The sequence below is a fragment of the Micromonospora sp. CA-240977 genome, from assembly GCF_050942285.1.
GTDB lineage: Bacteria > Actinomycetota > Actinomycetes > Mycobacteriales > Micromonosporaceae > Micromonospora.
The window spans coordinates 900,579-925,391 of the sequence record NZ_CP192055.1; the positions used below are offsets into that span (position 1 = coordinate 900,579).

20 protein-coding genes are annotated in these 24,813 nt (G+C 72.6%); 12 read left to right on the forward strand and 8 right to left on the reverse strand.

The genetic code is table 11. The features are described 5' to 3' along the window. Positions 1-11 precede the first annotated feature (11 nt). From ACQPWW_RS04375 to ACQPWW_RS04400, 6 genes are all read left to right on the forward strand, one after another. Positions 12-1,547 carry an ABC transporter ATP-binding protein gene (locus ACQPWW_RS04375; protein WP_433129360.1) on the forward strand — a complete coding sequence of 512 codons (1,536 nt, stop codon included), beginning with the start codon at positions 12-14 and terminating at the stop codon, positions 1,545-1,547. Continuing rightward, positions 1,544-2,917: an ABC transporter permease gene (locus tag ACQPWW_RS04380; protein WP_433129362.1), complete on the forward strand. Its 1,374-nt coding sequence runs from the start codon at positions 1,544-1,546 to the stop codon at positions 2,915-2,917. Before ACQPWW_RS04375 ends, ACQPWW_RS04380 begins: the two co-directional genes overlap by 4 nt. A gap of 3 nt (positions 2,918-2,920) precedes the next feature. Continuing rightward, positions 2,921-4,201 (forward strand): ABC transporter permease, encoded by a 1,281-nt coding sequence (locus tag ACQPWW_RS04385; protein ID WP_433129364.1) that lies wholly within the window; start codon positions 2,921-2,923, stop codon positions 4,199-4,201. 48 nt (positions 4,202-4,249) lie between these two features. Beyond that, positions 4,250-4,963 (forward strand): cytidine deaminase, encoded by a 714-nt coding sequence (locus tag ACQPWW_RS04390; protein WP_433129366.1) that lies wholly within the window; start codon positions 4,250-4,252, stop codon positions 4,961-4,963. 143 nt (positions 4,964-5,106) lie between these two features. Next, positions 5,107-6,387 carry a thymidine phosphorylase gene (locus ACQPWW_RS04395; protein WP_433129368.1) on the forward strand — a complete coding sequence of 427 codons (1,281 nt, stop codon included), beginning with the start codon at positions 5,107-5,109 and terminating at the stop codon, positions 6,385-6,387. A 111-nt stretch (positions 6,388-6,498) separates the two neighbouring features. Next, positions 6,499-7,179, forward strand: coding sequence for a DUF4272 domain-containing protein (locus ACQPWW_RS04400; RefSeq protein ID WP_433129370.1), 681 nt, complete (start codon positions 6,499-6,501; stop codon positions 7,177-7,179). A gap of 2 nt (positions 7,180-7,181) precedes the next feature. On the opposite strand, the gene ACQPWW_RS04405 is transcribed toward ACQPWW_RS04400, so the two are convergent. Further along, positions 7,182-8,114, reverse strand: coding sequence for a putative RNA methyltransferase (locus tag ACQPWW_RS04405; protein WP_433129372.1), 933 nt, complete (start codon positions 8,112-8,114; stop codon positions 7,182-7,184). Between the two features lie 149 nt (positions 8,115-8,263). On the opposite strand from ACQPWW_RS04405, the gene ACQPWW_RS04410 reads away from it, so the two are divergent. Next, entirely contained in the window at positions 8,264-9,337 is a 1,074-nt protein-coding gene (locus tag ACQPWW_RS04410) for an adenosine deaminase (protein ID WP_433129375.1), read from the forward strand. Positions 9,338-9,343: 6 nt separating this feature from the next. On the opposite strand, the gene ACQPWW_RS04415 is transcribed toward ACQPWW_RS04410, so the two are convergent. Further along, on the reverse strand, positions 9,344-9,637 hold the full coding sequence (locus tag ACQPWW_RS04415) for a hypothetical protein (protein WP_231924438.1): 294 nt from the start codon (positions 9,635-9,637) through the stop codon (positions 9,344-9,346). Positions 9,638-10,139: 502 nt separating this feature from the next. Here ACQPWW_RS04415 and ACQPWW_RS04420 point away from each other — a divergent pair. From ACQPWW_RS04420 to ACQPWW_RS04435, 4 genes are all read left to right on the forward strand, one after another. After that, on the forward strand, positions 10,140-13,733 hold the full coding sequence (locus ACQPWW_RS04420) for a nitrate- and nitrite sensing domain-containing protein (RefSeq protein WP_433129378.1): 3,594 nt from the start codon (positions 10,140-10,142) through the stop codon (positions 13,731-13,733). Beyond that, positions 13,730-14,134 (forward strand): roadblock/LC7 domain-containing protein, encoded by a 405-nt coding sequence (locus tag ACQPWW_RS04425; RefSeq protein WP_030329023.1) that lies wholly within the window; start codon positions 13,730-13,732, stop codon positions 14,132-14,134. Before ACQPWW_RS04420 ends, ACQPWW_RS04425 begins: the two co-directional genes overlap by 4 nt. A 98-nt stretch (positions 14,135-14,232) precedes the next feature. Beyond that, on the forward strand, positions 14,233-14,610 hold the full coding sequence (locus ACQPWW_RS04430) for a DUF742 domain-containing protein (RefSeq protein WP_091397239.1): 378 nt from the start codon (positions 14,233-14,235) through the stop codon (positions 14,608-14,610). Position 14,611: 1 nt separating this feature from the next. After that, positions 14,612-15,205, forward strand: coding sequence for a GTP-binding protein (locus ACQPWW_RS04435; protein WP_007455465.1), 594 nt, complete (start codon positions 14,612-14,614; stop codon positions 15,203-15,205). A gap of 256 nt (positions 15,206-15,461) precedes the next feature. Here ACQPWW_RS04435 and ACQPWW_RS04440 read toward each other — a convergent pair whose 3' ends face one another. Both ACQPWW_RS04440 and ACQPWW_RS04445 read right to left on the reverse strand, forming a co-directional pair. Further along, a complete protein-coding gene (locus tag ACQPWW_RS04440) occupies positions 15,462-17,897 on the reverse strand; it encodes a transposase (RefSeq protein WP_433134140.1) in 2,436 nt (811 codons plus the stop codon). Between the two features lie 39 nt (positions 17,898-17,936). After that, complete coding sequence (locus tag ACQPWW_RS04445; RefSeq protein WP_433129380.1) at positions 17,937-18,905, reverse strand: DNA primase; 969 nt, start codon at positions 18,903-18,905, stop codon at positions 17,937-17,939. Positions 18,906-19,065: 160 nt separating this feature from the next. Between ACQPWW_RS04445 and ACQPWW_RS04450 the strand changes: the two genes are divergently transcribed. Next, entirely contained in the window at positions 19,066-19,407 is a 342-nt protein-coding gene (locus tag ACQPWW_RS04450) for a PadR family transcriptional regulator (protein WP_433129382.1), read from the forward strand. Positions 19,408-19,481: 74 nt separating this feature from the next. Here ACQPWW_RS04450 and ACQPWW_RS04455 read toward each other — a convergent pair whose 3' ends face one another. The 4 genes from ACQPWW_RS04455 to ACQPWW_RS04470 form a co-directional block, all read right to left on the reverse strand. Continuing rightward, positions 19,482-20,156 (reverse strand): permease prefix domain 1-containing protein, encoded by a 675-nt coding sequence (locus tag ACQPWW_RS04455; RefSeq protein WP_433129384.1) that lies wholly within the window; start codon positions 20,154-20,156, stop codon positions 19,482-19,484. Positions 20,157-20,224: 68 nt separating this feature from the next. Beyond that, positions 20,225-22,123: a thiol reductant ABC exporter subunit CydC gene (cydC, locus tag ACQPWW_RS04460; RefSeq protein WP_433129386.1), complete on the reverse strand. Its 1,899-nt coding sequence runs from the start codon at positions 22,121-22,123 to the stop codon at positions 20,225-20,227. Continuing rightward, positions 22,120-23,796, reverse strand: a complete 1,677-nt coding sequence (gene cydD / locus ACQPWW_RS04465; protein ID WP_433129388.1) for a thiol reductant ABC exporter subunit CydD — start codon at positions 23,794-23,796, stop codon at positions 22,120-22,122. The genes cydC and cydD overlap by 4 nt, the downstream gene beginning before the upstream one ends. After that, positions 23,793-24,800 (reverse strand): cytochrome d ubiquinol oxidase subunit II, encoded by a 1,008-nt coding sequence (locus ACQPWW_RS04470; protein ID WP_433129390.1) that lies wholly within the window; start codon positions 24,798-24,800, stop codon positions 23,793-23,795. The genes cydD and ACQPWW_RS04470 overlap by 4 nt, the downstream gene beginning before the upstream one ends. Between the last annotated feature and the right edge of the window lie 13 nt (positions 24,801-24,813).

A 24,813-nucleotide genomic window follows, 5' to 3' on the forward strand; every position in this document is an offset into this window, starting at 1 on the left:
TCGACCTGACGGTGGAGCCTGGAGAGATTCACGCCCTGCTCGGCGAGAACGGCGCGGGCAAGTCGACACTGATGAACGTGCTCTACGGGCTCTACCAGCCCGACGAGGGCGAGATCCTGGTCGACGGCAAGCCGTTGAAGCTGAAGGGCCCGTCCGACGCGATCGGCGCCGGGATCGGCATGGTGCACCAGCACTTCATGCTGGTGCCGGTCTTCACCGTCGCCGAGAACATCATGCTCGGCGCCGAGCAGACCCGGGGCGGCATCGCCGGCTTCCTGGACCGGCGTCGCGCCCGGCGTGAGGTCACCGAGGTGTCCGAGCGCTACAACCTGCGGGTCGACCCGGACGCGGTGATCGAGGACCTGCCGGTCGGCATCCAGCAGCGCGTCGAGATCGTCAAGGCGCTCACCCGCGACGTCGACCTGCTCATCCTGGACGAGCCGACCGCCGTGCTCACCCCGCAGGAGACCGAGGAGCTGTTGACGGTCATGCGGTCGCTCAAGGCGGCCGGCAAGTCGATCGTCTTCATCACCCACAAACTGGGCGAGGTCAAGGCCATCGCGGACCGGATCACGGTGATCCGACGCGGGAAGACCGTGGGCACCGCGTCGCCGGAGGCCAGCCGGGACGAGTTGGCGGCCCTGATGGTCGGGCGCAACGTCCGGCTCACCGTCGACAAGGCCCCGGCCACTCCCGGTGAACCCGTGCTGGAGGTGACCGGGCTGGTCGTCGACGACGACCGGCAGATCCGCGCGGTCGACGGGGTCGACCTGACCGTGCGCGCGGGCGAGGTGCTCGGCGTGGCGGGCGTGCAGGGCAACGGTCAGACCGAGCTGATCGAGGCGATCATGGGCCTGCGGCCGGTGCTCGCCGGCTCGGTCAGCCTGGTCGGCGACCGGATCGACGGCTGGAAGCCCAAGAAGGTGCTCCGCGCGGGCGTCGGCTACGTGCCCGAGGACCGCAGCGTGGACGGCCTGATCAAGGAGTTCAGCGTCGCGGAGAACCTGGTGCTGGACATCTACGACCGACCGCCGTTCGGTGCCGGGCTCGCGCTCAAGCCGGACGCGATCGCGGCCTCGGCGAAGGAGCGGATCGAGCAGTTCGACGTCCGTACGTCATCGGCCGAGGCGTCGGTGGGCACCCTCTCCGGCGGCAACCAGCAGAAGGTGATCGTGGCCCGGGAGCTGTCCCGGCCGCTGAAGCTCCTCATCGCCGCCCAGCCGACCCGTGGCGTCGACGTCGGTTCGATCGAGTTCATCCACAGCCAGATCGTCCACGAGCGGGACATCGGCACCGCCGTCGTGGTGGTCTCCAGCGAACTCGACGAGGTGATCGGCCTGGCCGACCGGATCGCGGTGATGTACCGCGGTCGCATCATCGGCATCGTCGGCCCGGACACCCCGCGTGAGGAGATCGGCCTGCTGATGGCCGGCATCAGCCCAGACGAGGCCCACGACGCCGTCGCGACAACCGCCGCCGACGAGCCCGCTGCGGCCGACGGAGGCCCGGCGCGCGACGCCGGCCCCGCGAACGAGGACGAGGCATGAGCGACCCCACCCCGCAGTCCGGTTCGCCGGACAAGGAGCCGACGAGCGAGGCGCAGGCCGCGCAGGACGCGCTCAGCAACACCGAACGGGCCGAGTCGGCGACCGAGCCGGACCGTTCGACGGCGACGTCAGCGCCGGACCAGCGGCCCGAGCCCAGCCTGGGCCGGCTGTTCGTGGACAACCTCTGGGCGGCCAACACCTTCACTGTGACCCTGCTGTCGTTGGTGCTGGCGATCGTGGTCGGCGCGGTGCTGATGATCATTTCTGATCCGACGGTGCTGTCCACCTACTCGTACATCACCTCCCGGCCCTCCGACGCGATCAACTCCAGTTGGACCCTGGTCAGCGAGGCGTACGCGAACCTGTTCAAGGGCTCGGTCTTCGACCCCGAGGCGTTCTCCGGCTGGGTGAACGGCACCGGTAGCTGGCAGGCCGTGCTCGCGCCGATCTCCGAGACGCTCACCTACGCGGCGCCGCTGGTCTTCACGGGCCTGTCGGTGGCGCTGGCCTTCCGTGGCGGCCTGTTCAACATCGGCGCCCAGGGTCAGGCCACCATCGGCGTGATCCTGGCGGCGCTGGCCGGCTTCCTGCTGCCCCTGCCGCCCGGCCTGCACCTGCTGGTGGCGGTGCTGGCCGGCGCCCTGGGCGGGGCGATCTGGGGTTTCATCCCCGGCATCCTCAAGGCCCGCGCCGGCGCGCACGAGGTGATCACCACGATCATGCTCAACTACGTCGCCACGTACCTGCTCACCTGGTTGATCGTGCAGGACGGCGTACAGGACCCGACCCGTACCGACGCGATCAGCAAGGCGGTGGACACCTCCGCCCAACTGCCCCGACTGCTCGGTGACAACCTGCGGGTGCACGCCGGCATCCTGCTCGCCGTGCTGGCGACCTGGGCAGTCGCCTGGCTGCTGAACCGCTCGACGCTCGGCTTCGAGCTGCGCGCGGTCGGCGCCAACCCGGACGCCGCCCGCACCGCCGGCATCAGCGTCACGCGGACGTACATCCTGATCATGGTCTTCGCCGGCATCCTGGCGGGCCTCGGCGGCTCGAACATGGTGCTGGGCTCGACCGCCAGCGCCCTGACCCCGCTGGTGGTCGCGCAGATCGGCTTCGACGGCATCCTGGTGGCGCTGCTCGGGCGGGTGAAGCCCTGGGGAGTGCTGCTTGCCGCGTTGCTGTTCGGTGCGTTGCAGGCCGGCGGCAACCGGATGCAGTCGTACTCCGGGATCTCGCTGGAGCTGGTGACAGTGCTCCAGGCGCTGATCGTCATCTTCATCGCCGCGCCGGCCCTGGTGAAGGCGATCTTCCAGCTCCGGGCCGCACGTGCCGCCCGGTTGCAGACGAGCCTGGCGAAGGGCTGGTAACTCATGTCCACCATGGCTGTCCCCGACATCGCGGTCGCCCCGGTCGACGAGGGCTTCTGGACCCGTAGCCGCAAGGTCGGCCTCTCGCTGCTGGGGCTCGGCCTGCTGGCCGCGGTGCTCTTCGGCGCGCTCGCCACCAACCAGCAGGCTCGGTTCACGCTCAGCGACGACGCGGCGGGCGCCGCACTGGAGATCAACGGCACGATCGGGGCGATCCTGTTCGGGATCATCGCGATCGCCGCCGGCGCGGCGCTGCTCGCCGGGGTGCCCAAGCGGTGGTTCCTCCCCGTGCTCGGCGTCGGGCTCGCCGGCTTCGTGCTCTCGTTCCTGTGCTGGCAGGTCTCCGCCGCGCCGGCCGGGCAGAACTTCATGCCGCTGGTCAACATCATCCGGGGCACGTTCATCCTGGCCCTGCCGCTGATCTTCGGCGCGCTCGCCGGCGTCCTCTGCGAACGATCCGGCGTGGTCAACGTGGCCATCGAGGGTCAGTTGCTGATGGGCGCCTTCAGCGGCGCGCTGTTCGGCAGCATCTCCGGCAGCGTCTGGGTGGGTCTGGTCGCCGCCGCTCTCGGCGGCGCGTTCATCTCGCTGCTGCTTGCCGTCTTCGCCATCCGCTACCTGGTCGACCAGGTCGTCATGGGCATCGTGCTGAACCTGCTGGCGGTCGGTGTCACCGGCTTCCTCTACGAGCGGCTGATGCAGACGGACGCCCCGAAGTACAACAGCGCGCCCCGCTTCAGCAACTGGGAGATCCCACTGCTGAAGGACATTCCGGTGCTCGGGCCGGCGCTGTTCCGCGGCAACATCTTCCTCTACCTCGGCCTGCTCCTGGTCCTGGTGATCCACATCGGGTTGTTCCGCACCCGGTGGGGGCTGCGGACCCGCTCGGTCGGCGAACACCCGATCGCCGCCGACACGCTCGGCGTCAAGGTGCTGCGGGTGCGCTACCGCAACGTGCTGCTGGCCGGGGTCGTCGCCGGCATCGGCGGCGCGTCCTACACGCTGGCGCTCTACTCGTTCACCAAGAACATGATCGGCGGGAAGGGCTTCATCGCGCTGGCGGCACTGATCTTCGGCCGGTGGAACCCGACCGGCGCGCTGCTCGCCGCGCTCTTCTTCGGGTTCGCCGACCAGCTCGCCACCTACCTGGGCGCGATCAGCAGCTCGATCCCCAGCCAGTTCCTGGCCATGCTGCCCTACCTGGCGACCATTCTGGCCGTCGCCGGCCTGGTCGGCCGGGTCCGGGCGCCGGCCGCCGACGGAAAGCCGTACATCAAGGGCTGACGCCCGGAGCCGTGCCCGCCGGGCCGTGACCTGGGCTACTTCGGCAGAATGGGTGACATGACCGACATTGACTGGGCGCGGCTGCGGGCCGCCGCCACCGACGCGATGCGGCACGCGTACGCGCCGTACTCGACGTTCCCGGTCGGCGCGGCCGCGCTGGTCGACGACGGCCGCGTGGTGGTCGGCTGCAACGTGGAGAACGCCGCGTACGGGGTGACGCTCTGCGCCGAGTGCGGGGTGGTCTCCAACCTGCACGCCACCGGCGGTGGCCGCCTCGTCGCGCTGTCCTGCGTCGACGCCACCGGTGAGCCGCTGATGCCGTGTGGTCGCTGCCGGCAGCTGCTCTGGGAGCACGGCGGGCCGGAGTGCCTGATCGAGAGCAAGACCCGCCCGCTGCGGATGGCCGAGCTGCTGCCGCACGCCTTCGGGGTGGAGGACCTGGAAGCCGTCACCGGGGAGACGCCGGTGCCGGTGGTGCCGGAGCGGCTGGCCGCCTGGCGGGGACGCGGCACCGTCTTCGTGCACCCGGACATGTCCGCCGGTCAGCAGGTCTGGACCGCGTACTGGGAGCGGTCGGCCGGAGACGACATCGGCGCCGAGACCGGCGTGCTGGAGGAGGCCCCGAGCTGGGACGACCCGGCCGAGGCGATCACCTGGGGCCTGGCCCGGACACCGCGGGTGGTGGTGGTCGACGCGACCGGCACCATCTTCTGGGCCGGCGAGGGTGAGCCGCCTGCGGAGATCCCGGTTCGCTGGGGTTGATTGTGGTTGCGGTTTGGGGCCGGGGCCGACAGTGCCCGGCTCCGGGCGGTCAGGCTTGATCCCTCCGCCGGGCACTGTCGGCCCCGGCCCTGACGTGGTCACCGGCCGTCGAACGGGATCTGCGACAGACTAGGGAAGATCTTTTGATGAGTTTTGCTGCTGTTGACGTCATTCGGGTGAAGCGGGACGGGGGCGTGCTGTCGGACGCGCAGATCGACTGGGTGGTCGACGCGTACACCCGGGGGGTGGTCGCCGACGAGCAGATGTCGGCGCTCGCGATGGCGATCCTGCTCAACGGCATGACCGGGCCGGAGATCGCCCGGTGGACCGCCGCGATGATCGCCAGCGGTGAGCGGCTGGACCTCTCGGCGGCACGCCGACCGACTGTCGACAAGCACTCCACCGGCGGCGTCGGCGACAAGATCACGCTGCCGCTCACCCCGCTGGTGGCGGCGTGCGGGGCGGCCGTGCCGCAGCTGAGCGGCCGTGGCCTCGGGCACACCGGCGGGACACTTGACAAGTTGGAGTCCATTCCGGGCTGGCGGGCCACGGTGAGCAACGACGAGTTCATCGCCCAACTGGACGAGGTCGGCGCGGTGATCTGCGCGGCCGGCGCCGGGCTGGCCCCCGCCGACCGCAAGCTGTACGCGCTGCGCGACGTGACAGGCACCGTGGAGGCGATCCCGCTGATCGCCAGCTCGATCATGAGCAAGAAGATCGCCGAGGGCACCGGCGCGCTGGTCCTCGACGTCAAGGTCGGCTCGGGTGCCTTCATGAAGTCCGTCGACCAGGCCCGCGAGCTGGCCCGCACCATGGTCGAGTTGGGTGGTGCGCACGGCGTCCGGACGGTCGCCCTGCTCACCGACATGTCCACCCCGCTCGGCCTGGCGATCGGCAACGCGGTGGAGGTGACCGAGTCGGTCGAGGTGCTGGCCGGTGGTGGACCGGCCGACGTGGTGGAGCTGACGCTGGCCCTGGCCCGGGAGATGCTCGACGCGGCCGGCCTGCCGGACGCCGACCCGGCGGCGGCGCTGCGGGACGGCCGGGCGATGGACTCCTGGCGGGCGATGATCCGGGCGCAGGGCGGCGACCCGGACGCGCCGATGCCGACCGCCAACGAGGTCGAGGTGGTCCGCGCCGAGCGCGACGGGTACGTCGCGGCCGTCGACGCGTACGCCATGGGTGTTGCGGCGTGGCGGCTCGGCGCGGGTCGGGCCCGGAAGGAGGACCCGGTCAGCGTGCCGGCCGGTGTGGTGTTGCACAAGCGGCCGGGTGACCCGGTACGGGCCGGTGACCCCCTCTACGAGCTGCGCGCCGAGGATCCGGCGCGGATTCCGGCGGCGCTGGCCGAGGCCGCCGGCGCGGTGCGCGTCGCGTCGACCGCCGCTGCGGTGACGCCGCTTGTCATCGAGCGCATCGGCTGACCGAAGCGGGGGTCGGGGTGCCATGGTGCCGGTCACCTGGGAGCGCTATTGTCGCAGGCCAAGGGGGGACAACCGGCCTTGAGCCGGCGCGAGCAGACAGGAAGACCCGCTGTGACCGTTGCTGCCCCCGACCCACGTGAGGTGCGCGAGGCGAGCCTGGACGAGCTGTCCCGGCTCGGTCTGCCGTTGCCGCCGGCCCAGTTCCCGCTCGTGTGGGAGCCGGGTGACGAGATCGACCTGCGTCCCACTGTGGAGATCGAGGCGCGGATCGCCGTGCTGCACCTGATCCTGGCGCGCTGCTTCGGGATGCCCCCGGAGGCGGCGATGAGCTGGCTGCTCGGCTCGCACCTGGTCGAGATGGTCACCCCGCCGGAGTGGCAGTTCGTGATGGGCGGCAAGGGCGACCACCGCTCGTTCGTGCTGCACCACGACGCGCTCTTCGCGCTGGCCTGGGTGCTCGGGCTGAGCAAGCAGCTCGACCCGACGCTGGCCGTCGACGAGCGGCTGGTCGAGCAGTTGCCGCACATCGCCGAGGGAGAGACCTTCCCGCACTGGCGGTCCCGGATCCTCACGGCGCCGCAGCACCCGGCCGACGCGGCCGCCCTGCTCGACCTGCACTACTGCCTGGACTGGGCGTACCTGGAGACCGAGCGCGCCGGTCAGCGGGCGCCCGGCCTGATCGACGCGAACGCGATCGGGCAACGCCGCTGGGCGTTGGAGTGGGCGGTGATCCTGCGCGGGCCGTACCACGACGAGCCGCCCGGCTGGGAAGAGGTCGACCTCTCCACCTGAGCTCAGCGGGGTCGGTACGCGTCCACCCGGACCGCCACTGTCACCCGGACCGGCTCGGGCAGCGCGGCCAACCGGGCGGCGAGCGCTTCGGGGTCAATGTGCCACGCGTTCGGGCCCATCCCCACCACTGTGGCGACCTCCGGCCGGGTCAGGGCCAGCTCCGCCCGGTGCGCCGCCGAGCTGACCGGGGCGAAGTGCCCGCCCAGGCTGCCGGTCACCCGATCGGCCTTGGCCGGGTCCACCCGCAGCAGGCCCAGGGCATCCACCAGCTCGGTGAGGTGGTCGGTGTCGGGGGTGACCACCAACAGGGTGCCCGCCGGGTCGAGCACCCGGTGGAACTCGGGGCCGTTGCGCGGGGCGAAGACGTTCAGCAGCACGGCGGTCGAGGCGTCCGCGAGCGGCAGCCGCTGCCAGGTGTCGGCGAGCGCCGCCGCGGCCCGGGGATGCGCGCGGGCCGCGCGGCGCAGCGCCGGCTTGGACACGTCCAGGGCCAGACCCACGGCGTCCGGCAGCGCCGCCAGCACCGCGCCGAGGTACCGGCCCGTGCCGGCGCCGGCGTCCACCACCAGGGGGTACGCCCCGACGTCGGGCTCCGGTGGGTCGACGCGTACCCCCGTCGTCGGGTCTGCTGCCCTGCCTGCCGTGGGCGTCGCGGCCGACGCGCGGAGCCGGGCGACGGCCTCCGTCGCGGCGGCGGCGAGGGCGGCCGAGATGAGGTCGTAGTGGCCGGCGGCCTGGAAGTCCGCGCGGGCCGCGACCATGTCGGCGGTGTCGCCGACGTGCGGTGCCCGACCGGTGAGCAGGTTGACGTAGCCCTGCCGCGCGATGTCGAAGCTGTGCCGTCGTGGGCAGCGCAGCGCGCTCGTGTCGGTGGCCGGCTCCAGGGGTTCGCCGCAGACCGGGCAGCGCAGCCGGTCGAGGATGTGGGGGTCCATCTCAGGCCACCGCCGAGCGGTGTCGCGGGCGGTCCCTCACCGCGGTGCTTCCATGCCGTTCAGCCTAGTTCGGGCCGATCCGGGCCGGACTAGGGACCGGGGGCGACCTCCCACACCCGCTCAGGTGCGTCGCTGACTAGGGTCTGAGCATGGTCGCAACTATCCGGTACGAGGACATTGTCAAGGTTCCGAAGGCGCTGCTGCACGACCACCTCGACGGCGGGCTGCGGCCGGCGACGATCGTCGACCTGGCCGCGGAGGTGGGCCACGAGCTGCCCACCACCGATCCCGAGGCGCTCGGACGCTGGTTCGCGGACGCGGCCAACTCCGGTTCCCTGGAGCGTTACCTGGAAACGTTCGCGCACACAGTGGCGGTCATGCAGACCCCGTCCGCGCTGCGTCGGGTGGCCCGCGAGTGCGCACTGGACCTGGCCGCCGACGGGGTGGTCTACGCCGAGGTGCGCTTCGCCCCGGAACAGCACCTGGAGCAGGATCTGAGCCTGGACGAGGTCGTCGAGGCGGTGCTGGCCGGGTTCGCCGAGGGCACCGCCCAGGCCGTCGAGGCGGGCCTGTCCATCCGGGTGGGCACCCTGCTCACCGCGATGCGCCACGCCGCCCGCTCACAGGAGATCGCGGAGCTGGCCGTGCGGCACCGGGACGCCGGGGTGGTCGGCTTCGACATCGCCGGGGCCGAGGCGGGCTTCCCGCCCACCCGGCACCTGGACGCCTTCGAGTACCTGCAACGGGAGAACTTCCACTTCACCATCCACGCGGGCGAGGCGTTCGGGCTGCCGTCGATCTGGCAGGCGATCCAGTGGTGCGGGGCGGACCGGCTCGGTCACGGCGTCCGGATCGTCGACGACATCGCCTCGGACGGCTCGCTGGGCCGGCTGGCCGCGTACGTGCGGGACAAGCGGATCCCCCTGGAGCTGTGCCCCTCGTCGAACGTGCAGACCGGCGCGGTGGCCTCGATCGCCGACCACCCGATCGGCCTGCTGCGGGACCTGCGGTTCCGGGCCACCGTCAACACCGACAACCGGCTGATGAGCGGCACCTCGATGTCGCGGGAGATGTCGCTGCTCGTGGAGACGTTCGGCTACGGCTGGAAGGAGTTGCAGTGGTTCACCATCAACGCGATGAAGAGCGCCTTCATCCCGTTCGACGAGCGACTGCGGATCATCGATGAGGTGATCAAGCCGGCGTACGCCGAACTGCTTGCCTGACAGCGCTCAGCCGTGCGGGTGGCCAGCGAGCAGGCCGGCCACCCGACGCAGCACCTCCCGGGCGCGGGCCGCCTCCGCGCCCAACCCGGTCTGCCGACGCAGCACCGCGGGCTCGGCCCGCAGCAGCGCCACGCCGCGCCGGACCAGCACCCGGGGTGCCTTGCGCTGCTCGGACAGGTCACGGGCCAGCCGGCGCAGGAAGGTCGCGCCGCGCGGCCGGCGCAGCGCGTACGCCCCGGCGAGCAGCCCGCGGCGCCGACACTCCTCCACAATCTCGGCGGCGAAGATCCCTTCGGCCACGAAAAGTGGCGATCCGGCGAGATCAAATGACCGGGTGGCCACCCGTCGATCTGCGCCGATCGCATAAACCGGCACATCGGCTCGACCCTCACGAGCTAGTCGAGCAATGATTTCCACCGCACTTGGAGCATCCCAGGACTGCGGCGATTCCCAATCGACCTGGTCGTTTCGTCGCGGCAACGTAGGGTCATCGCCGTCTTTGTAGAAGTCGTCCAAGCAGAGCACCGGCAGGCCGGTTTGCTGCGCTATGTACGACTTTCCGGACCCAGAAGGGCCTGCGAGCAGGACAACGCGGTGCGGATGTTCCATTACCTTCAGTTACTCCGGCCAGACGGACTGCTATCAAATCGCATCAACATCTCATCACACCTTCGGTAGGTGACAACCTGGGCTTTCTTCTTGTCGACCGGCGTGATGGAATCTCGGGGGTCCGACCCGCCGGGTCGGTCGCTGGGCGTTGCCCGGAGGCAACGCTTCAAGCTGTAATCGCGAGGGCGGTGACGTGAGCAAACGGCCAAAGACGGCGGGCTCCTTCCTGTCGCGGCTGCGCCGGCCGGCCAGTCGGCTCCGGGACATGCCGATCTGGTCCAAGCTCGGTCTCATCATGATCGTGCCGACCATCGCCACGGTCGTGGTGGGCACCAGTGGTCTTGTCGACCACGTGGAGACGCTCAACAATGCCAACCGAGCCGGCGACCTGGCGAACCTGTCGAGCTATTCAGGTGACCTGGTCGACAGCCTGCAGGACGAGCGGACCTCCGCCGTGCTGCTGCTGGGCGCGGACGGGACGCAGCCGACGGCGCAGTACCAGGAGGCCTACAACCGGGTGAACGCCCGGGTGGACCAGGACGCGGGCCCCTACCGGCAGCAGCGGGCAGAGCTCGAGGACCTGCCGGGCAGCCTCGAGGCGCTGCTCGACGGCATCGACCAGAACCTGCAGGACCTGTCCGGCGTCCGCAGCCAGGTGTTCAACGGCAAGCTCGCGCTCACCGAGACCGTCCAGGCGTACGAGGGTCTGATCAGCGACCTGCTCGCCATCCGTGACTCGGCCACGCAGCTCGCCGGCAACAACGACCTGAGCGACCGGATGCGCGCCGCCGCGGCGGTCGCCCGGGAGAAGGAGTTCCTCGCCGCCCGGCGGGTCGTGGTCCACCGCGCGCTGGGCGTGAAGGGTGGCCAGCGGCTGACCCCCGCGCTGCGCACCGACTACATCGCCAGCGGCACCGGCCAGCAGCAGGCGCTGCAGAGCTTCAAGGCAGTCGCCACCCCGGACGACGCGAAGTTCCACGACCAGACGGTCGCGGGCGGCGACCGTCGGGAGGCGCAGAACTACACCGGCTGGATCGACGGCAACACCACCGGCGACATGCGCGGCGCGCCGTTCAAGCCGGACCAGTGGGAAGCCGCCATGACGGCCAACGCCCGGCTGATCCGCACCGTCGAGCGGAAGCTCGACAGCGAAGTGGTCGCCGAGGCCGACAACCTCCGCTCCGACGTCCAGCGTCAGGTGTTCCTGGAAACCGGCCTGCTGCTCAGCATGCTGCTGCTGGCCATCCTCTTCGCGTACCTGGTCGCCCGATCCATGGCCCGCTCGCTCCGTGAGCTGCGGCAGGGCGCCCTCTCCGTCGCCCAGTACGGCCTACCCCAGGCGGTGGCCCGGCTGCGCGACCCACAGGTCGTCGGGCAACTCTCCCCGGTGCAGTTGGCCAACCAGATCGCCGAGCCGTTGCCGGTCCGCAGCAAGGACGAGTTCGGTCAGGTGACCGAGGCGTTCAACGCCGTCCACCTGGAAGCCGTCCGGACGGCCGCCGAGCAGGCGGCACTGCGCGCCTCCGTCGCGACAATGTTCGTCAACCTGGCCCGCCGTTCCCAGATCCTGGTCGACCGCCTCATCGGGCACCTCGACCGGCTGGAGCGCGGCGAGGAGGACCCGGACCGGCTGGCAGAGCTGTTCCAGCTCGACCACCTGGCCACCCGGATGCGCCGCAACGACGAAAACCTGCTGGTGCTCGCCGGCGCCGACTCCACCCGCGTCCAGCGGGAGCCGGCCGCGCTCATCGACGTGCTGCGCGCCGCGCAGTCCGAGGTCGAGCACTACACCCGCATCGAGTTCGGTGTCATCGACCGCGACATCGAGGTCGCCGCGCACGCGGTGAACGACCTGGTGCACCTCGTCGCCGAGCTGTTCGACAACGCCACAGCGTTCTCGCCGCCCGACTCACAGGTGATGGTCGAGGCCCGCCGGGTCGGCGACCGCTCCTCGCTCTACGTCGAGGACCGCGGCATCGGCATCAGCGCCGAGCAGCTGCACGACCTCAACGAGCGGCTCGCGACGCCGCCGCAGGTGGACGTGGCGGTGTCCCGGATGATGGGCCTCGTCGTGGTCGCCCGGCTGGCGTCCCGGCACGGTGTCCGGGTCGAACTGCGCCCCGGCTCCGACCGCGGCACGGTCGCCGACGTGACCCTGCCCACCTCGGTGCTGGTGCCCCGGGCGCTCTCCGGCCGGGTGCAGCAGCCACCGGCCCTGCCCGCGGCCGGCGGCCCCCAGCAGAATGGCCCCACGCCGACCTTCGGCGCGCTGCCCGCGCTGGGCAACCACCCGCGCTCCAGCGAGTCCGGCAACCAGGTCACCCTCGGCGGTCGCCCGTTCGACCCCGCCTCGCGCAACGGTGCCGGCACCCCCGCCAACGCTGGTGCGTACGGCTCGATGCCGGCCTGGTCGGACCTGACCGGTGCGGCCGGGACGAACGGCGTCAACGGCGGCGACGGGTTCACCCCGCGGCCGGCCAACGGCCAGCCGATCGATCCGCTGCCGCAGCGCCGCTCCGGGGACGACACCCCGACCACCGGTCAGCAGCCGTCCATTCCCCGGCAGTTGCCGAGCAGCCCCGAGACGCATCCGTACTCGGCGCCGCCGGTCTCCGCGCAGCCCTACTCCGGCGCGCCGGTCTCCGCCTCGCCGGCCTCGGGCCAGCCGTACTCCGGTCAGCCCTACTCGGGTGCGCCGTACGGCGGTCCGCCGGTGTCCGCCGCCCCGGCCTCCGGTCAGCCGTACGCCGGTCCGCCGGTGTCCGCGTCGCCGGCCTCCGGTCAGCCGTATTCGGGTCAGCCGTACTCGGTGCCACCGGCCTCCAACCAGTCGTTCAGCGGGTTCGCACCCCGATCCGCGCCACCCGCGCAGGCGCCCAGCGTCCCCGCACCGCCGGCCTGGCCGCCGGTACCGGGTGGCGACCGGGACGCGGCGACCCCGCCGGTGCCGGAGCGGCTCGCCGCCGCCCTGGACATGACGACGGAGCTGCCGCGCGTGCCGCGACCCGGCGAGCAGCCGGCCGCCGCGGCCCAGCCTCCGGCTCCGATGCCAGCACCGGCACCGGCTCCTGCTCCTGCTCCGCAGGCTCGGTCGGCGCCACAGCAGCCGCAGGCGCAGAACCGGCAGCGGTACGCGGACGAGACGATGGAGCTGCCGATCTTCCGGGAGCTGGAGTCGGCCTGGTTCCGCACCCGCCGTCCGGGCTCGGAGGAGTCCACGGCTGGCGCCCAGCCGAGCACGAACGGCGACACCGCGACCCAGCAGTTTGCCACGGTCGAGGCCACCGGTCGGACAGTCCACAAGACACCACCCGGGACGACAGGTAACGCACCGATGGCAGACACTCCGACGGCCGGAGGAGCGCCGCGGGACAACGGCTCCACAGCGAACGAGGGCGCCCGCCCGGGCCTCGCGGAGAGCCTGCCGAACCGCCGGCCCCAACCACCGCAGAGCAACGGCTGGCAGACCGCTGCTGACGATGGCTGGCGTGCCGCCTCTGCGGCGGCTGGTGCCGTACCGGTGAGCGAGACCACCACCACCGGCCTGCCGAAGCGCAAGCCGATGGCGCAGCTCGTGCCGGGTGCGGTGGAAAAGCCCGCCACCTCGGTCCAGCGCCGTTCCCCGGAGGCGGTCCGTGGTCTGCTCTCCGCATACCACCGGGGCGTGCAGCGAGGGCGTAGCACCTCGGACAACCCGACCAGCCCGGAGGCGACTCCGGGAGGGAAATCCTCGCAGTCTGGCTCAGGCCCGGTGGCCGGGAGCGGGCAGAAGGAGCAAGAAGGATGACAACTACGCAGGATCTTGGTTGGCTGCTTGCCAACTTCGCCGACCGGGTGCCCGGCGTCGCGCATGCGGTCGCCGTCTCGGCGGACGGCCTACTCCTCGCGTCGTCACGGGATCTGCCGCGCGACCGGGCGGATCAGCTTGCCGCGATCTCATCGGGTCTGGTCAGCCTGACCCAGGGTGCAGCCCGCTGCTTCGAGGGAGGGGCGGTGTTGCAGACCGTCGTGGAGATGGACAATGGCTTCCTGTTCCTGATGTCCATCTCGGACGGTTCGTCCTTCGCCGTGCTGGCTGCCCGCAGCTCCGACGTGGGCCAGGTCGGCTACGAGATGGCGCTGCTTGTCGACCGGGTGGGCGACGCGCTGACCCCGCAGCCGCGTGCGGCTGCGGGCATGCTGGGCTGACGCCTCGCCGATCGTGAGGTCGGCACGACTGCAACGACGACAACGACGGGTTTCACCGGTGGGAGCCGGTAGCGGGTGCGAAGGAGGTGAGCGGCGAGATGGCCGATCGTGACGAACCAACCGGAGCGTTGGTCCGTCCATACGCCGTGACCCGTGGTCGTACCCGTCCCCGGCTCGACATCGCGCTGGAGGCGCTCGTCGAGACGACGGTGCGCGGCCGCGCCCTTGCCAATGGCAATGGCGGCCAGGGCCGCGAACACCAGTACATCGCCGCGCTGTGTGACGGACGCGTGCAATCGCTCGCAGAGATCGCGGCGCGGATGCAGCTCCCGCTCGGTGTGGCCCGGGTGCTCATCGCCGACATGGCGACGGACGGCCTGGTCGCGGTCCACGAGCCGACCATTTTGGACGACTCCGACGACGCGGTGGGCACTGAACTGCTGGAGAGGGTGCTGAGTGGACTTCGCAGGCTCTGACATGTCGCACCGCCCACCGAACCCGAGTGGGCGCGTGACGTCGGCGAAGATCGTTATCGCCGGTGGATTCGGCGTCGGCAAGACGACGCTGGTCGGCTCGGTCTCGGAGATCACGCCGCTGACCACCGAGGCCATCATGACCTCCGCCGGCGTGGGCGTCGACGACACCCGGCAGGTGCCGGGTAAGACGACGACCACGGTGGCTATGGACTTCGGCCGGATCTCGATCGACCGTGACCTGATTCTGTACCTGTTCGGTACGCCGGGTCAGACCCGGTTCTGGTTCATGTGGGACGAGTTGGTTCGGGGCGCCATCGGTGCGGTCGTGCTGGTGGACACCCGCCGGCTGGCCGACTGCTTCGCGGCGATCGACTTCTTCGAGCACCGACGCCTCCCGTACCTGGTGGCGATCAACTGCTTCGACGGGATGCAGTACCACGACCCGCAGGACGTTCGGGACGCCTTGGCGATCTCGAGCGACGTGCCGGTGGTGGCGTGCGACGCCCGTAACCGGGAGTCGACGAAGCACGTGCTGATCTCGCTCGTCGAGTACGTGCTCACCATGCGCCGTACGCGCGCGGTGGCCCCGGCCTGATCGGGCACCGCAGGCCCGGTGGTGGCTCCGGCCGCCACCGGGCGTTTCGCCCTGCCTGTCGCGCTGCTCGGGCCGGCGGGCGTTCCGCGCCGCCTTCCGGAGACCTGGACGTTGACCGCCCCGCCCGTGGGGGGATCGCTTCCGAGGTCTTCCGGAGGCGGCGTTTTCGTGTCGTCAACACCTCATCCCGCTGACACGATCGCGCCCCCAGTCAGTCGACTGGGGGCGCGATCGTTACTGCCAGAGGGGTGACCGGTCAGGACTGGTAACCGGCGGAGCGGTACTCGTACTCCCGGTCGTCGTCGCGGTCGCCGTGGTCGCGGCTGAAGTCCCAGCCGCCTGCTGCCTCGCGACCGGGCCGTCCACCTACCGCGAAACCGCCGATCTCCTGCCCGCGACGCCAACCGCGGAAGTAGCCGGTGGTGTTCTCCGCGAGGCTCGCCGCATCACGCACTATCCGCAACGGACGCTCCTCGCGCAGCGGGGAACCAGGGACCAGGTTGGCCTGCGGCACGCGCTTGGGTAGCCCGGCGTTGGTCTCGGCGCCCACCGCGGGGCGGGCTGCCTGCTCGGCGGCCTGCCAGCCGGTGTCGGCCGTTGTCGACCAGTCCAGGTCGGTCTCCTCGGCCTGCCCCACGAACCAGGCCGACTTGGCCTGCGCGAAGATCAGCAGGTCGCCGTCGCCCTCGTCGGCGACCGGTGGTGGCCGGTGCTCGACCGGGGGCGTCCGGCGCTCCAACGGAGGTGGCCGGTGCTCCACCGGGGGTGGCGGCCGGTGCTCGGCGGCGCGGTCGGTGCGGGCGGCTGCCCGGCCGTTCCGGGCGGCCTGCTCCCGGTCGACCAACCGCAGCGGCGGCGTCTCCAGGTGCGGGTCCGCCGGCGGGTTGAGACCCTCACGCAGCGCCCGGTCAGCGAGTGGCGGTGGCTCCACCAGCCGCAGCATGGGGGGTTCCTGCGGCAGGTCGTCCGCCAACCAGGGCGGGGTGACCCGACCGTCGGCGCGACCCGGGTCGGTCGGAGCGTCGATGCCGCGGCTGCCGCCGTAGGAGTAGGCCGCCGGGTTGTTCGGTGAGCTGTCGGCCGGGTCCTCCGGGTTGTTGACGAGCGGCCAGTTGGCCCGGGAGCCGGGCGGTGCGGACTCCTGACCAGGCCGGGGGGTCGGCACCGGGATGCTCAGATCGGTGGCGCTGAACCCGCCCGTCGGTGGCTCGTCGACAGGGCGTTGCAGGTGGCTCGGCCGGGGCTCGCCGTTGGTCTTCGGACGGGGCGGGATGACCGTCCGCTGCCGTTCCGCGCGCGCGTTGTTGATCGCGGCGGTGGTCAGCGTGGGCCGGAACGGCTCGCCGGCCTCGGCCGGCGGCACCTGGCCCCGCTGCGCCGGTGCGATCGGGGTGATCCCGGGCGGCGGCGGAGGCGGCGACGAGACCGGTCGGTTGGTCGGACCGTCGATCCGGTTGGGGAGTTGCTCGGTGCGCCCGGGCAGCGTGGACGCCGGCGGACCAGCCATCGCTGCCGGGGCCATCGGCGCGGGCGCGACAGGCGGCGGCATGACCGGCGGCGGCGCGACCGGTGGCGGCCCGAGGGGGCGGGGTGACGCCAGCGGCGCGTTACCGGGAATCGGCTCGGGACGGCTGCGCCGCCCGACGGCGGGTGCGGGGTCGACAGCGGGCGGGGTGGGTCGGACCGACCGCAGACCGGCGCCGGTGCCGGCCAGGCCGGTCAACTCGCCGACCGACTCGCCGCGGCGGGCAGCGGCACGACGCCCAGGGGCCTGGGCGGGCGTGCTCACCCGGGAGCTGAGCGCGCTGACCAGCGCCTCACAGCCCGCGTCGCAGGCCCGCACGGAGGCGACGGCCTGACGGACCGTCTCGGCCACCGCGGACGTGAGCGCCCGGTTGACAGCGGCGCGGCGCGGCGTCTCGGAGATGGCCACCCGCAGTGCGGTGACCGCCTCGTTGATCTCCTCAGCGTCGGCGACCCCGTCGGCGGCGAGGTGCGCGGCGATGGCATCCGCCGCTACCGACACCTCGCGGCCCCGGGCGACGGTGCCGCCGAGCATGCCCGGCTCGGGCAGCGCGTCCAGCACCGCCAGCGAGACCGGCTCGGCCGGGTCCGGGTACGCCCGCAGGGCCGCCGGGTAGAGCTCACGCAGCACCTCACGCAGCGCCACGGCGGCGGAGTGTCGACCGCTGGCCAGAGCGGCGTGTGCGGCGAGCACCTGCTTGTAGCCAGCGAGGTCCCGGGGCGCCGGCAGGGTGACCGCGGAGAGCGCGCCCGCCTGCAACGCGCGGGCCAGGCCGACGGCCTGTCGTTCGGCCGGAGGCGACTGCATCTCCTCCAGCGAGTCGTCATCGGCGAACCGCTCGGCGAAGTCGTCCACCGAGTCGTCGTCGGCGATGGCCAAAGGTCGACCCGCCGCGCTCAGCAGCGAGGTGACGGTGTGGTCGTCGCTGTCGGCGGCGATGGCCGCACCGCTCGGCCCGCCCGACCGCTCCACGAGCAGCGCGACGAGCTGGGCGTAGCCAGCGGCGTCGTCGCTGATCTCGCAGACATGCAGCAGACGGCCTGCGTCGTCGACCACAGCGGACGTCAGCGTCGAACCGGCGGAGGCCGGTCGGTCAGCCGGATCCGCCGAGGCCAGACCGCAGTAAACGCGCACGAGCGCCACGGCGTCGTCCTCCTCCCGGGACAGGTCTTTCCTCTGCCAGCAACTGATGCTCCCCGGTACGGGTCAGTCGCGCCAGTCCACCACCGCAGAGATCTTGCCGACAATGGTGCGCCAACCCAAACTCGCGGTCTGTGCTCCGATCTTCTTCAGCCGCCGCCGACCCATGAAAGCGCCGATCCCACCGTTGGCGGTGGCCCGCAGCGCCTCGTCCAGGTCGTCGAGGCTGGAGCCGGCGGAGAGCATGTCCAGGACCGCAGGCAGCCGCAATGCGTACGAGATGTCACGTGCGATCTCGCCGGCCTCGATCAGCAGGGTCGAATCCCAGGTGTCGTGACCGCCGCGCAGATTCTCCACGACCAGGTCGAGCTCGTAGGTGTCCTCGTCGAGGGGAGCGACATCGGCCGGCTCCACCCGTTCGGCCAATTCATTCCAGCTGTCCAGTTGGGACAGATCGTTCGGCGCACCGGACCGGATAAAACTGACAAGCGACTCGGGGGTCTTGAACAGCAGCAGCTTGCCCTGGTTGCTGAGGAAGACCGGCACCTCCTCGTCGTCCGCCTCGTCCGCGACGTCCTCGTCCGCCTCGTCGTCCTCGGTCTCGTCCTCGGTCTCGTCCTCGGCCTTGGCGGCACGGCGGCGCGTCGAGTCGTCCTCGTCGCTGTCGGCGAACTCCTCGGCCAGGTCCTCGTCGAGGATGACGACGGTCTCGTCGTCCTCCTCCTCGACGACCTGACGGCGGGCGAGGAACGGGTCGTCCTGGTCGCGTTCGGTCACGTCGGTCGGGGTCAGCGAGCTGGCCGGCCGGTACGCGCGCAGCGTGAAGCCGGTGCCGGCGGGCAGGGCGATCTCCACCGGATCGATGCGCAGCTCGTCCCAGAGCGAGCGGTCGACCGAAGCCGACGGACCGTCGGTCTCCTCGGCCTCATCTGGCTCGGCCGCGCTCGTGGTGTCGTCGAGCTCGGGCTCGTCGGCGTCGGGCCGTTGGGGCGACTGGCGGGCCACGCTGACCTCCGTGTGCTTCGGGTTGCCCACCCGCCGGGGTCTCTGTCCGACGAGTGACTCTGGGCACATACCCTAGTCGGCAGCCCCGGGTGACCGATGCCCGCACCCCGGTGGCCGGCTGGCGCACGGGTTCGACCTGCTGGTGGCCGGCGCTGGCGAACGGGCCGCTCGACAAGTAGCGTAGCTACGCATGAAGGCCCAGTCGTTGCACGGCCATCTCGACGCCCTGCTGCTCGCCGTGCTGGAGCAGGGCGAGCTGCACGGCTACGCCATCATCGAGGCGCTGCGCGACCGCAGTGACGGCAGCCTGGATCTGCCCACCGGCACCATCTATCCGGCGCTGCGTCGCCTGGAACGCGCCGGGCACGTGGCGAGCACCTGGAGCACCGTCAACGGTCGGGAGCGGCGGACGTACCAGCTCACCGACTCCGGCCGCCGGGCGCTGGCCGGAGAGCGCGCCGGTTGGCACGAGTTCCAACTGACAGTCGGCCGGTTCCTCGATCCCGGCAGCCCACCCGCCACCCCGGCCTGACCCTGCCGTCGAGCGGGCCCGGCCCCGCCAGCGGCCGAGAGCGGGCGCGGGGACGCAGTGGTCCGGCGTACGCGTCAGCGGGCGACGGCCAGCAGCCAGCCGCGCGTCGCGCGGGTCAGCGAGAAGTACGCCCCGCCCACCAACACCGCGCCGATGATCATCGGTGGCCAGAGCAGCGCCGCGTCCCACAGGTTGACGGACCAGGTGAAGAGGGCGCAGCCGGTCAGCATGGCGAGAGCCAGCAGGCCGGTCAGGCCGGCGCCCACCGCGCGTTGCGCCACCACCAGGCCCGGTCGGGTCGACCGGGCGCTCGCCGCGACCACCAGCAGGCCGGCCACCGCGAGCAGCAGCGTGCTCATCCAGATCCAGTCGACCGAGTGGGAGAGCAGCAGGTAGCCGGCCGGCGGCCGAGGCCCCTCGCTCCAGCTCGCCCCACGCCAGGTCAGGTCGCCGGCGGCCATCCCCACCCCGGCGACGGCCAGCATCCGCAGGGAGAGGCCCCGCAGCGCGCCCACCGCAAGCTCGGCCTGCCAGGAGGGGAGCAGCTGCGCCGGTGAGCCGAACTCGACCACCGCCCGGCGCTGCGCCTCCGTGGGCGGCACACCGCTCTCCTGGTACGCCTCGACGGCGTCCAGCAGCCCGTGCCGGGCCTCGGTCAGCAGCTCGGACTTGAGTCGCGCCGGGCCCTGCAACCGGGCGGCCAGGTCCCGCAGGTGCTCGTCGACAAACACATCCTCACAGCGCGGCATGCCACCACCCTGCCACGGACTCCGGAGCACCCACGTCGGGGAGAACCCTGGTCCGTCCCCGAACCCGGTCAGGGGGCGAGCGCCAGGTAACCCCGTTCGGCGGCCGCCTGGAGCAGCCACTGGTCCCGGTACCAGCCGTCGGTGGCGACCAGCTCGGTGTGCCGACCGCGCTGGATCACCCGACCACCGTCGAGGACGACGATCTCGTCCAGCTCGGCGAGCCCGCTGAGCCGGTGGGTGATCAGCAGCACCGAGTGCCCGGCGGGGGTGGCGGCGAGGGCGGACGCGAGCACCGCGTCGGCGGCGGTCGGGTCCAGCCCCTCGGTGGGCTCGTCGAGCACCAGCACCGGCGGCGCGGAGAGCAGCGCCCGAGCGAGCGCCAGCCGCTGCCGTTGGCCGCCGGAGAGCTGCCCGCCCTCCTCGCCGACGAGCGTGTCCCAGCCGGCCGGCTGGGCGCGTACCCACTCCAACAGGCCGGCCGCCGCGGTCGCCGCGGTCAGCTCCTCCTCGCCGGCCCCGGCCCGTCCGAGCAGCAGGTTCTCCCGCACCGTGGCATGGAAGACGTACGCCTCGGCGAGCAGCCCGCCGACCGCGCGGGGCAGCGCCTCCTCGGCGTACGCCGACAGGTCCCGACCGTTGAGGGTGACCCGGCCGGACACCGGCCGGACGGTGCCGGTCAGCACGGCGGCCATCGTGCTCTTGCCGGCGCCGCTCGGGCCGACCACCGCGATCCTCCGCCCGGCCGGCAGGTCCAGGTCGATGCCGTCCAGGGCGGGTGCCGCGCCGTTCCGGTACCGCACCGTCACGTCGTCGAAGCGCAGCTCGGGCGGGCCGGTCAGGTCCGTGCCGGCGTCCTCGGCGGCCGGGTGGGTCGGCGGGCCGGCGTCGAGCAGGGTGGCCACCCGGGCCAGGCCGGGTCGCAGTTGGGTCCACTGTCGGGCCGCCGCGACAAGCGCCAGGGTCACCTCGACGGCGGCCAGCGCCCCGACGGCCAGCACGCCCACAAGCACCCCGCGCACGTCGGCGGCCAGCGCGGCCAGCACCACCGCCGCGGCGGTCAACCCGGCGGTCAGCACCCCGGCCGCGTCCACTGCGAACCCGGTGGCGGCCAGCCGGCGTTCCAGCCGGGCCAGCCGGCGGGCGCGCTCTTCGGCGGCGTGCACCGCACCGTCGGTCGCCCCGAACGCGGCCAGGTCGGCAGCGCCGTGGGTGAGGTCGATCGCGTCGGTGGCCAGTGCACCGCGCAGCGGGGCCACCTCGGCCGCGCTGCGGCGGGTGACAGCGGTGGCCAGCGCGGGCAGCGCCACGCCGGCAACCAGCAGCCCGACGGCGAGCGCTCCGGCGGCCGGCGGGGAGATCAGCGCGGCCCCGGCGACCGCCAGCACACCGACCAGGGCCGCCGCCGAGCCCGGGACCAGCACCCGCAGCAGCAGGTCCTGGACCGCCTCGACGTCGGAGACCAGCCGGCTCAGCACATCTCCCGAGCGGTGTACGGCGTCGCGCCGGGCCGCGAGGGTGGCGAAGACCTGGGCCCGTACGTCGGTGATCATGCGGAGCACCGCGTCGTGCCCGGCGAGCCGTTCGGTGTAGCGCAGCACGCCCCGACCGATGGCCAGCGCCCGGACGGCGACGATCGCCACGGTGAGCCGGTCCAGCGGGGGTTGACCGGCGGCGCTCATCAACAGCCAGGTGGCAGTGGCCATCAGGGCCAGCCCGGCGAACTCGGTGCCGGCGGCGAGCAGCCCGGCACCGACGAGGCGGCCCAGGTAGGGCCGGGCCAGTCGCAACACGGCCCGTTCGGCGCTGGCCCGCCCGAGCGGCGAGGTGGGGGCGGTGGCCGGCCCGGGCGGTGTCGTGGCGGTGCCAACCGGTCCGAGCGGTGTCGTGGCGGCGCTTGCCGGTCCGAGCGGCGCGGCGCCGGCTGCCGCGGTCACGTCTGCCGGGTCCGGTCCGGGTGCCGCGCTCATCGGGGCGCCCTTCCGGTCGGTTCGGGTGTCAGTTCGGTGACCCGACCGTCCTCGACCCGCAGGATCCGGTCGGCGTCGGCGAGCAGCGCCGGTCGGTGTGCGACAAGCAGCGCGGTCCGGCCGGCGACCAGGCGGCGGGTGGCGTCGAGCACCACCGCCTCGGCGGCCGTGTCCAGGCGGGCGGTGGGTTCGTCGAGCAGCACCACCGGCGCGGCCCGCAGGAAGGCCCGCGCCAGCGCGACCCGCTGCCGCTGCCCACTGGACAGCCCGTGCCCCCGTTCGCCGAGCAGGGTGTCCAGGCCGTCCGGCAGGCCGGCGACCACGTCGTCCAGGGCGGCGTCGTGCACCGCCGCGGCCAGGACGTCGGGCGGGGTGTCCGGTGCGCCGAGCCGGATGTTGTCGGCAAGCGAGGCGGCGAAGAGGTGGGCCCGCTGCGGCACCCAGGCGAGCTGCCGGCGCCAGGCGTCCGGGTCGGCGGTGGCGAGGTCGACCCCGTCCACGGTGACCCGGCCACTGGTCGGGGTCACGAAGCCGAGCAGCAGACCGAGCAGGGTGCTCTTGCCGGCGCCGCTGGGACCGATGACGGCGATCCGTTCACCGGGCCGGATGGTCAGTGTCACGTCCCGCAGCGCGGTGGTCCGCTCGTACGCCACCGTCACCCCCTCGAACCGGATCTCGCGTCGCGCGTCCGGGGTGGTGGCGCCCTCGGCGGCGCGGGGTGCGACGGGCGCGGCCGAGATGGTCAGTGCCTCGTCCAGCGCGGCGAGCCCCTCCATGCTGGCGTGGAAGCGGCTGCCGGCGGACCGCAGCGGCAGGTACGCCTCGGGGGTGAGCAGCAGCACCAGCAGCGCGGTCTGCAGGGCCAGCCCGCCGCCGAGCAGCCGGATGCCGACCGGCACCGCCACCAGGGCCACCGAGAGGGTGGCGACCAACTCCAGCACGAGCGCGGAGAGGAACGCGATGCGCAACGTCTTCATTGTGGCGACGCGGTGTCCGTCGGCCATCCGGCGCACCACGTCGGTCTGCGCGCGGGCCCGCCCGAACGCGCGCAGTGTGGGCAGCCCGGCGACCATGTCCAGGAAGTGACCGCCGAGCAGCGACAGCCGCCGCCACTGCCGTTCGGTGGCGGCCTGCGCCTGCCACCCGAGCAGTGCGCCGAAGACCGGGATCAGCGGCAGGGTCAGCGCGATGATCACCGCCGAGCTCCAGTCGGCGAAGACGACCCGGGCCAGTACCGCCAGCGGCACCGTCACGCTGAGCACCAGCTGCGGCAGGTACCCGGTGAAGTAGGCGTCCAGCGCGTCCAACCCGCGCCCGGCCAGGGTGGCGATCTCACCGGCCCGCTGCCCGGCCACCCAGCCGGGGCCGTGCCGGCCCACCGCGCCGAGCAGGTCGGCCCGCAGCGTGGCCTTGACCGTGGCGGCCACCCGCGCGGCGACCGTGCCCTGCGCCCAGACCAGCGCCGAGCGGGCGGCGACCGCGATCACGAAGCCGGCCAACGCCGGCCGATCGAGCCGACCGTCGACGGCGGTGGCCAGCACCGCCGCGAGCGCGGTGGCCTGGGCCACGATCAACCCGGCGGCCAGCACCCCGAGGAGCGCGAGCACGGCGAGGTCGCGTCGGGCCGCGGGGACCCGGCGCAGCAGACGCGGGTCGAATGGACGGCGGTTCACCAGTACACCGGTGCCCTGCCGTCGGTCCGTCCTCGGAAAACCCACCAGCACATCGCCTGGAAGCCTAGTAGGGCCGGAAGAAGCGGTAGCGCCACCCAGCCCAGCAGCCGCAGAGTTGGTGCGCTGGCGGCGGCGTCGGCCACCGTCAGCGAGGCGTCCGGGTCGGTCGTGGACACCAGCACGTAGGGCCAGAGGGCGGCCCCGACAAGCGCCACCGGCAGCGCCAGGGCCGCGCCGGTGGCGACCAGGGCCCACCCCGGCCGCCGCCGCGCCAGCGCCGCGCGGGCCGCCAGCAGCGCCACCACCAGGAACACCGGCAGGAGTACGGCCACCGTCGGCCGCTGGACCGCGTCGCGTACCCGGGCGGAGAGCAGGCCCACGACGGTGGCCAGCGCGACCGCGGTGAGTGCCACCGGCACCAGCCGGCGGGCCGTGCCGCCTGCCACGGCGGCCTCGGCGGTCGGCAGTCGCAGGGTGAGGAAGGTCGCACCGTGCACCGCGACCAGAGCGACCATGGCCAGCCCGGCGGCAGCCGCGAACGGGGTGGCCAGGTGCGACACCCCGGCGACGTGGCCGTCGGCCTGACGGGGTACGCCCTGGAGCAGGGCGGCGAGCACCACACCCCAGCCCAGTGCGGCGAGGGCGCTGCCGATCGTCACGACGCGGTCCCAGCGGGCGCGGATCCGCTCGTCGGCGTGCCGGCTGCGCAGTTGCACCCCGGCGGTGACCAGGATGACGCCGACCAGGGCGCCGGCGACCGCCGGATAGCAGCCGGCGAGCAGCTCACCCTCCAGCAGCGGAAACGCGCCGAACAGGATGCCCACGGCAGCCACCAGCCAGACCTCGTTGCCGAGGAAGAACGGGCCGAGCGCGGTGAGCGAGGCCCGCCGCCCGGCCGGGCTTCCGGCCCGCGCCAGCAGCAGTCCGACGCCGTAGTCGTAACCGGCGAGCACCAGGTAGCTGGCGAAGAAGAGGCCGAGCAGGGCGTACCAGGCGAGATCCACTGTCTTCTCCTCA

Bases quoted from the DNA above. Each gene is read 5' to 3' on its own strand.
- ACQPWW_RS04380 (WP_433129362.1), top strand. From the start codon at position 1,544: ATGAGCGACCCCACCCCGCAGTCCGGTTCGCCGGACAAGGAGCCGACG.
- ACQPWW_RS04385 (WP_433129364.1), top strand. From the start codon at position 2,921: ATGTCCACCATGGCTGTCCCCGACATCGCGGTCGCCCCGGTCGACGAG.
- ACQPWW_RS04390 (WP_433129366.1), top strand. From the start codon at position 4,250: ATGGGTGACATGACCGACATTGACTGGGCGCGGCTGCGGGCCGCCGCC.
- ACQPWW_RS04405 (WP_433129372.1), bottom strand. From the start codon at position 8,114: ATGGACCCCCACATCCTCGACCGGCTGCGCTGCCCGGTCTGCGGCGAA.
- ACQPWW_RS04410 (WP_433129375.1), top strand. From the start codon at position 8,264: ATGGTCGCAACTATCCGGTACGAGGACATTGTCAAGGTTCCGAAGGCG.
- ACQPWW_RS04425 (WP_030329023.1), top strand. From the start codon at position 13,730: ATGACAACTACGCAGGATCTTGGTTGGCTGCTTGCCAACTTCGCCGAC.
- ACQPWW_RS04430 (WP_091397239.1), top strand. From the start codon at position 14,233: ATGGCCGATCGTGACGAACCAACCGGAGCGTTGGTCCGTCCATACGCC.
- ACQPWW_RS04435 (WP_007455465.1), top strand. From the start codon at position 14,612: ATGTCGCACCGCCCACCGAACCCGAGTGGGCGCGTGACGTCGGCGAAG.
- ACQPWW_RS04450 (WP_433129382.1), top strand. From the start codon at position 19,066: ATGAAGGCCCAGTCGTTGCACGGCCATCTCGACGCCCTGCTGCTCGCC.
- ACQPWW_RS04455 (WP_433129384.1), bottom strand. From the start codon at position 20,156: ATGCCGCGCTGTGAGGATGTGTTTGTCGACGAGCACCTGCGGGACCTG.
- cydC (WP_433129386.1), bottom strand. From the start codon at position 22,123: ATGAGCGCGGCACCCGGACCGGACCCGGCAGACGTGACCGCGGCAGCC.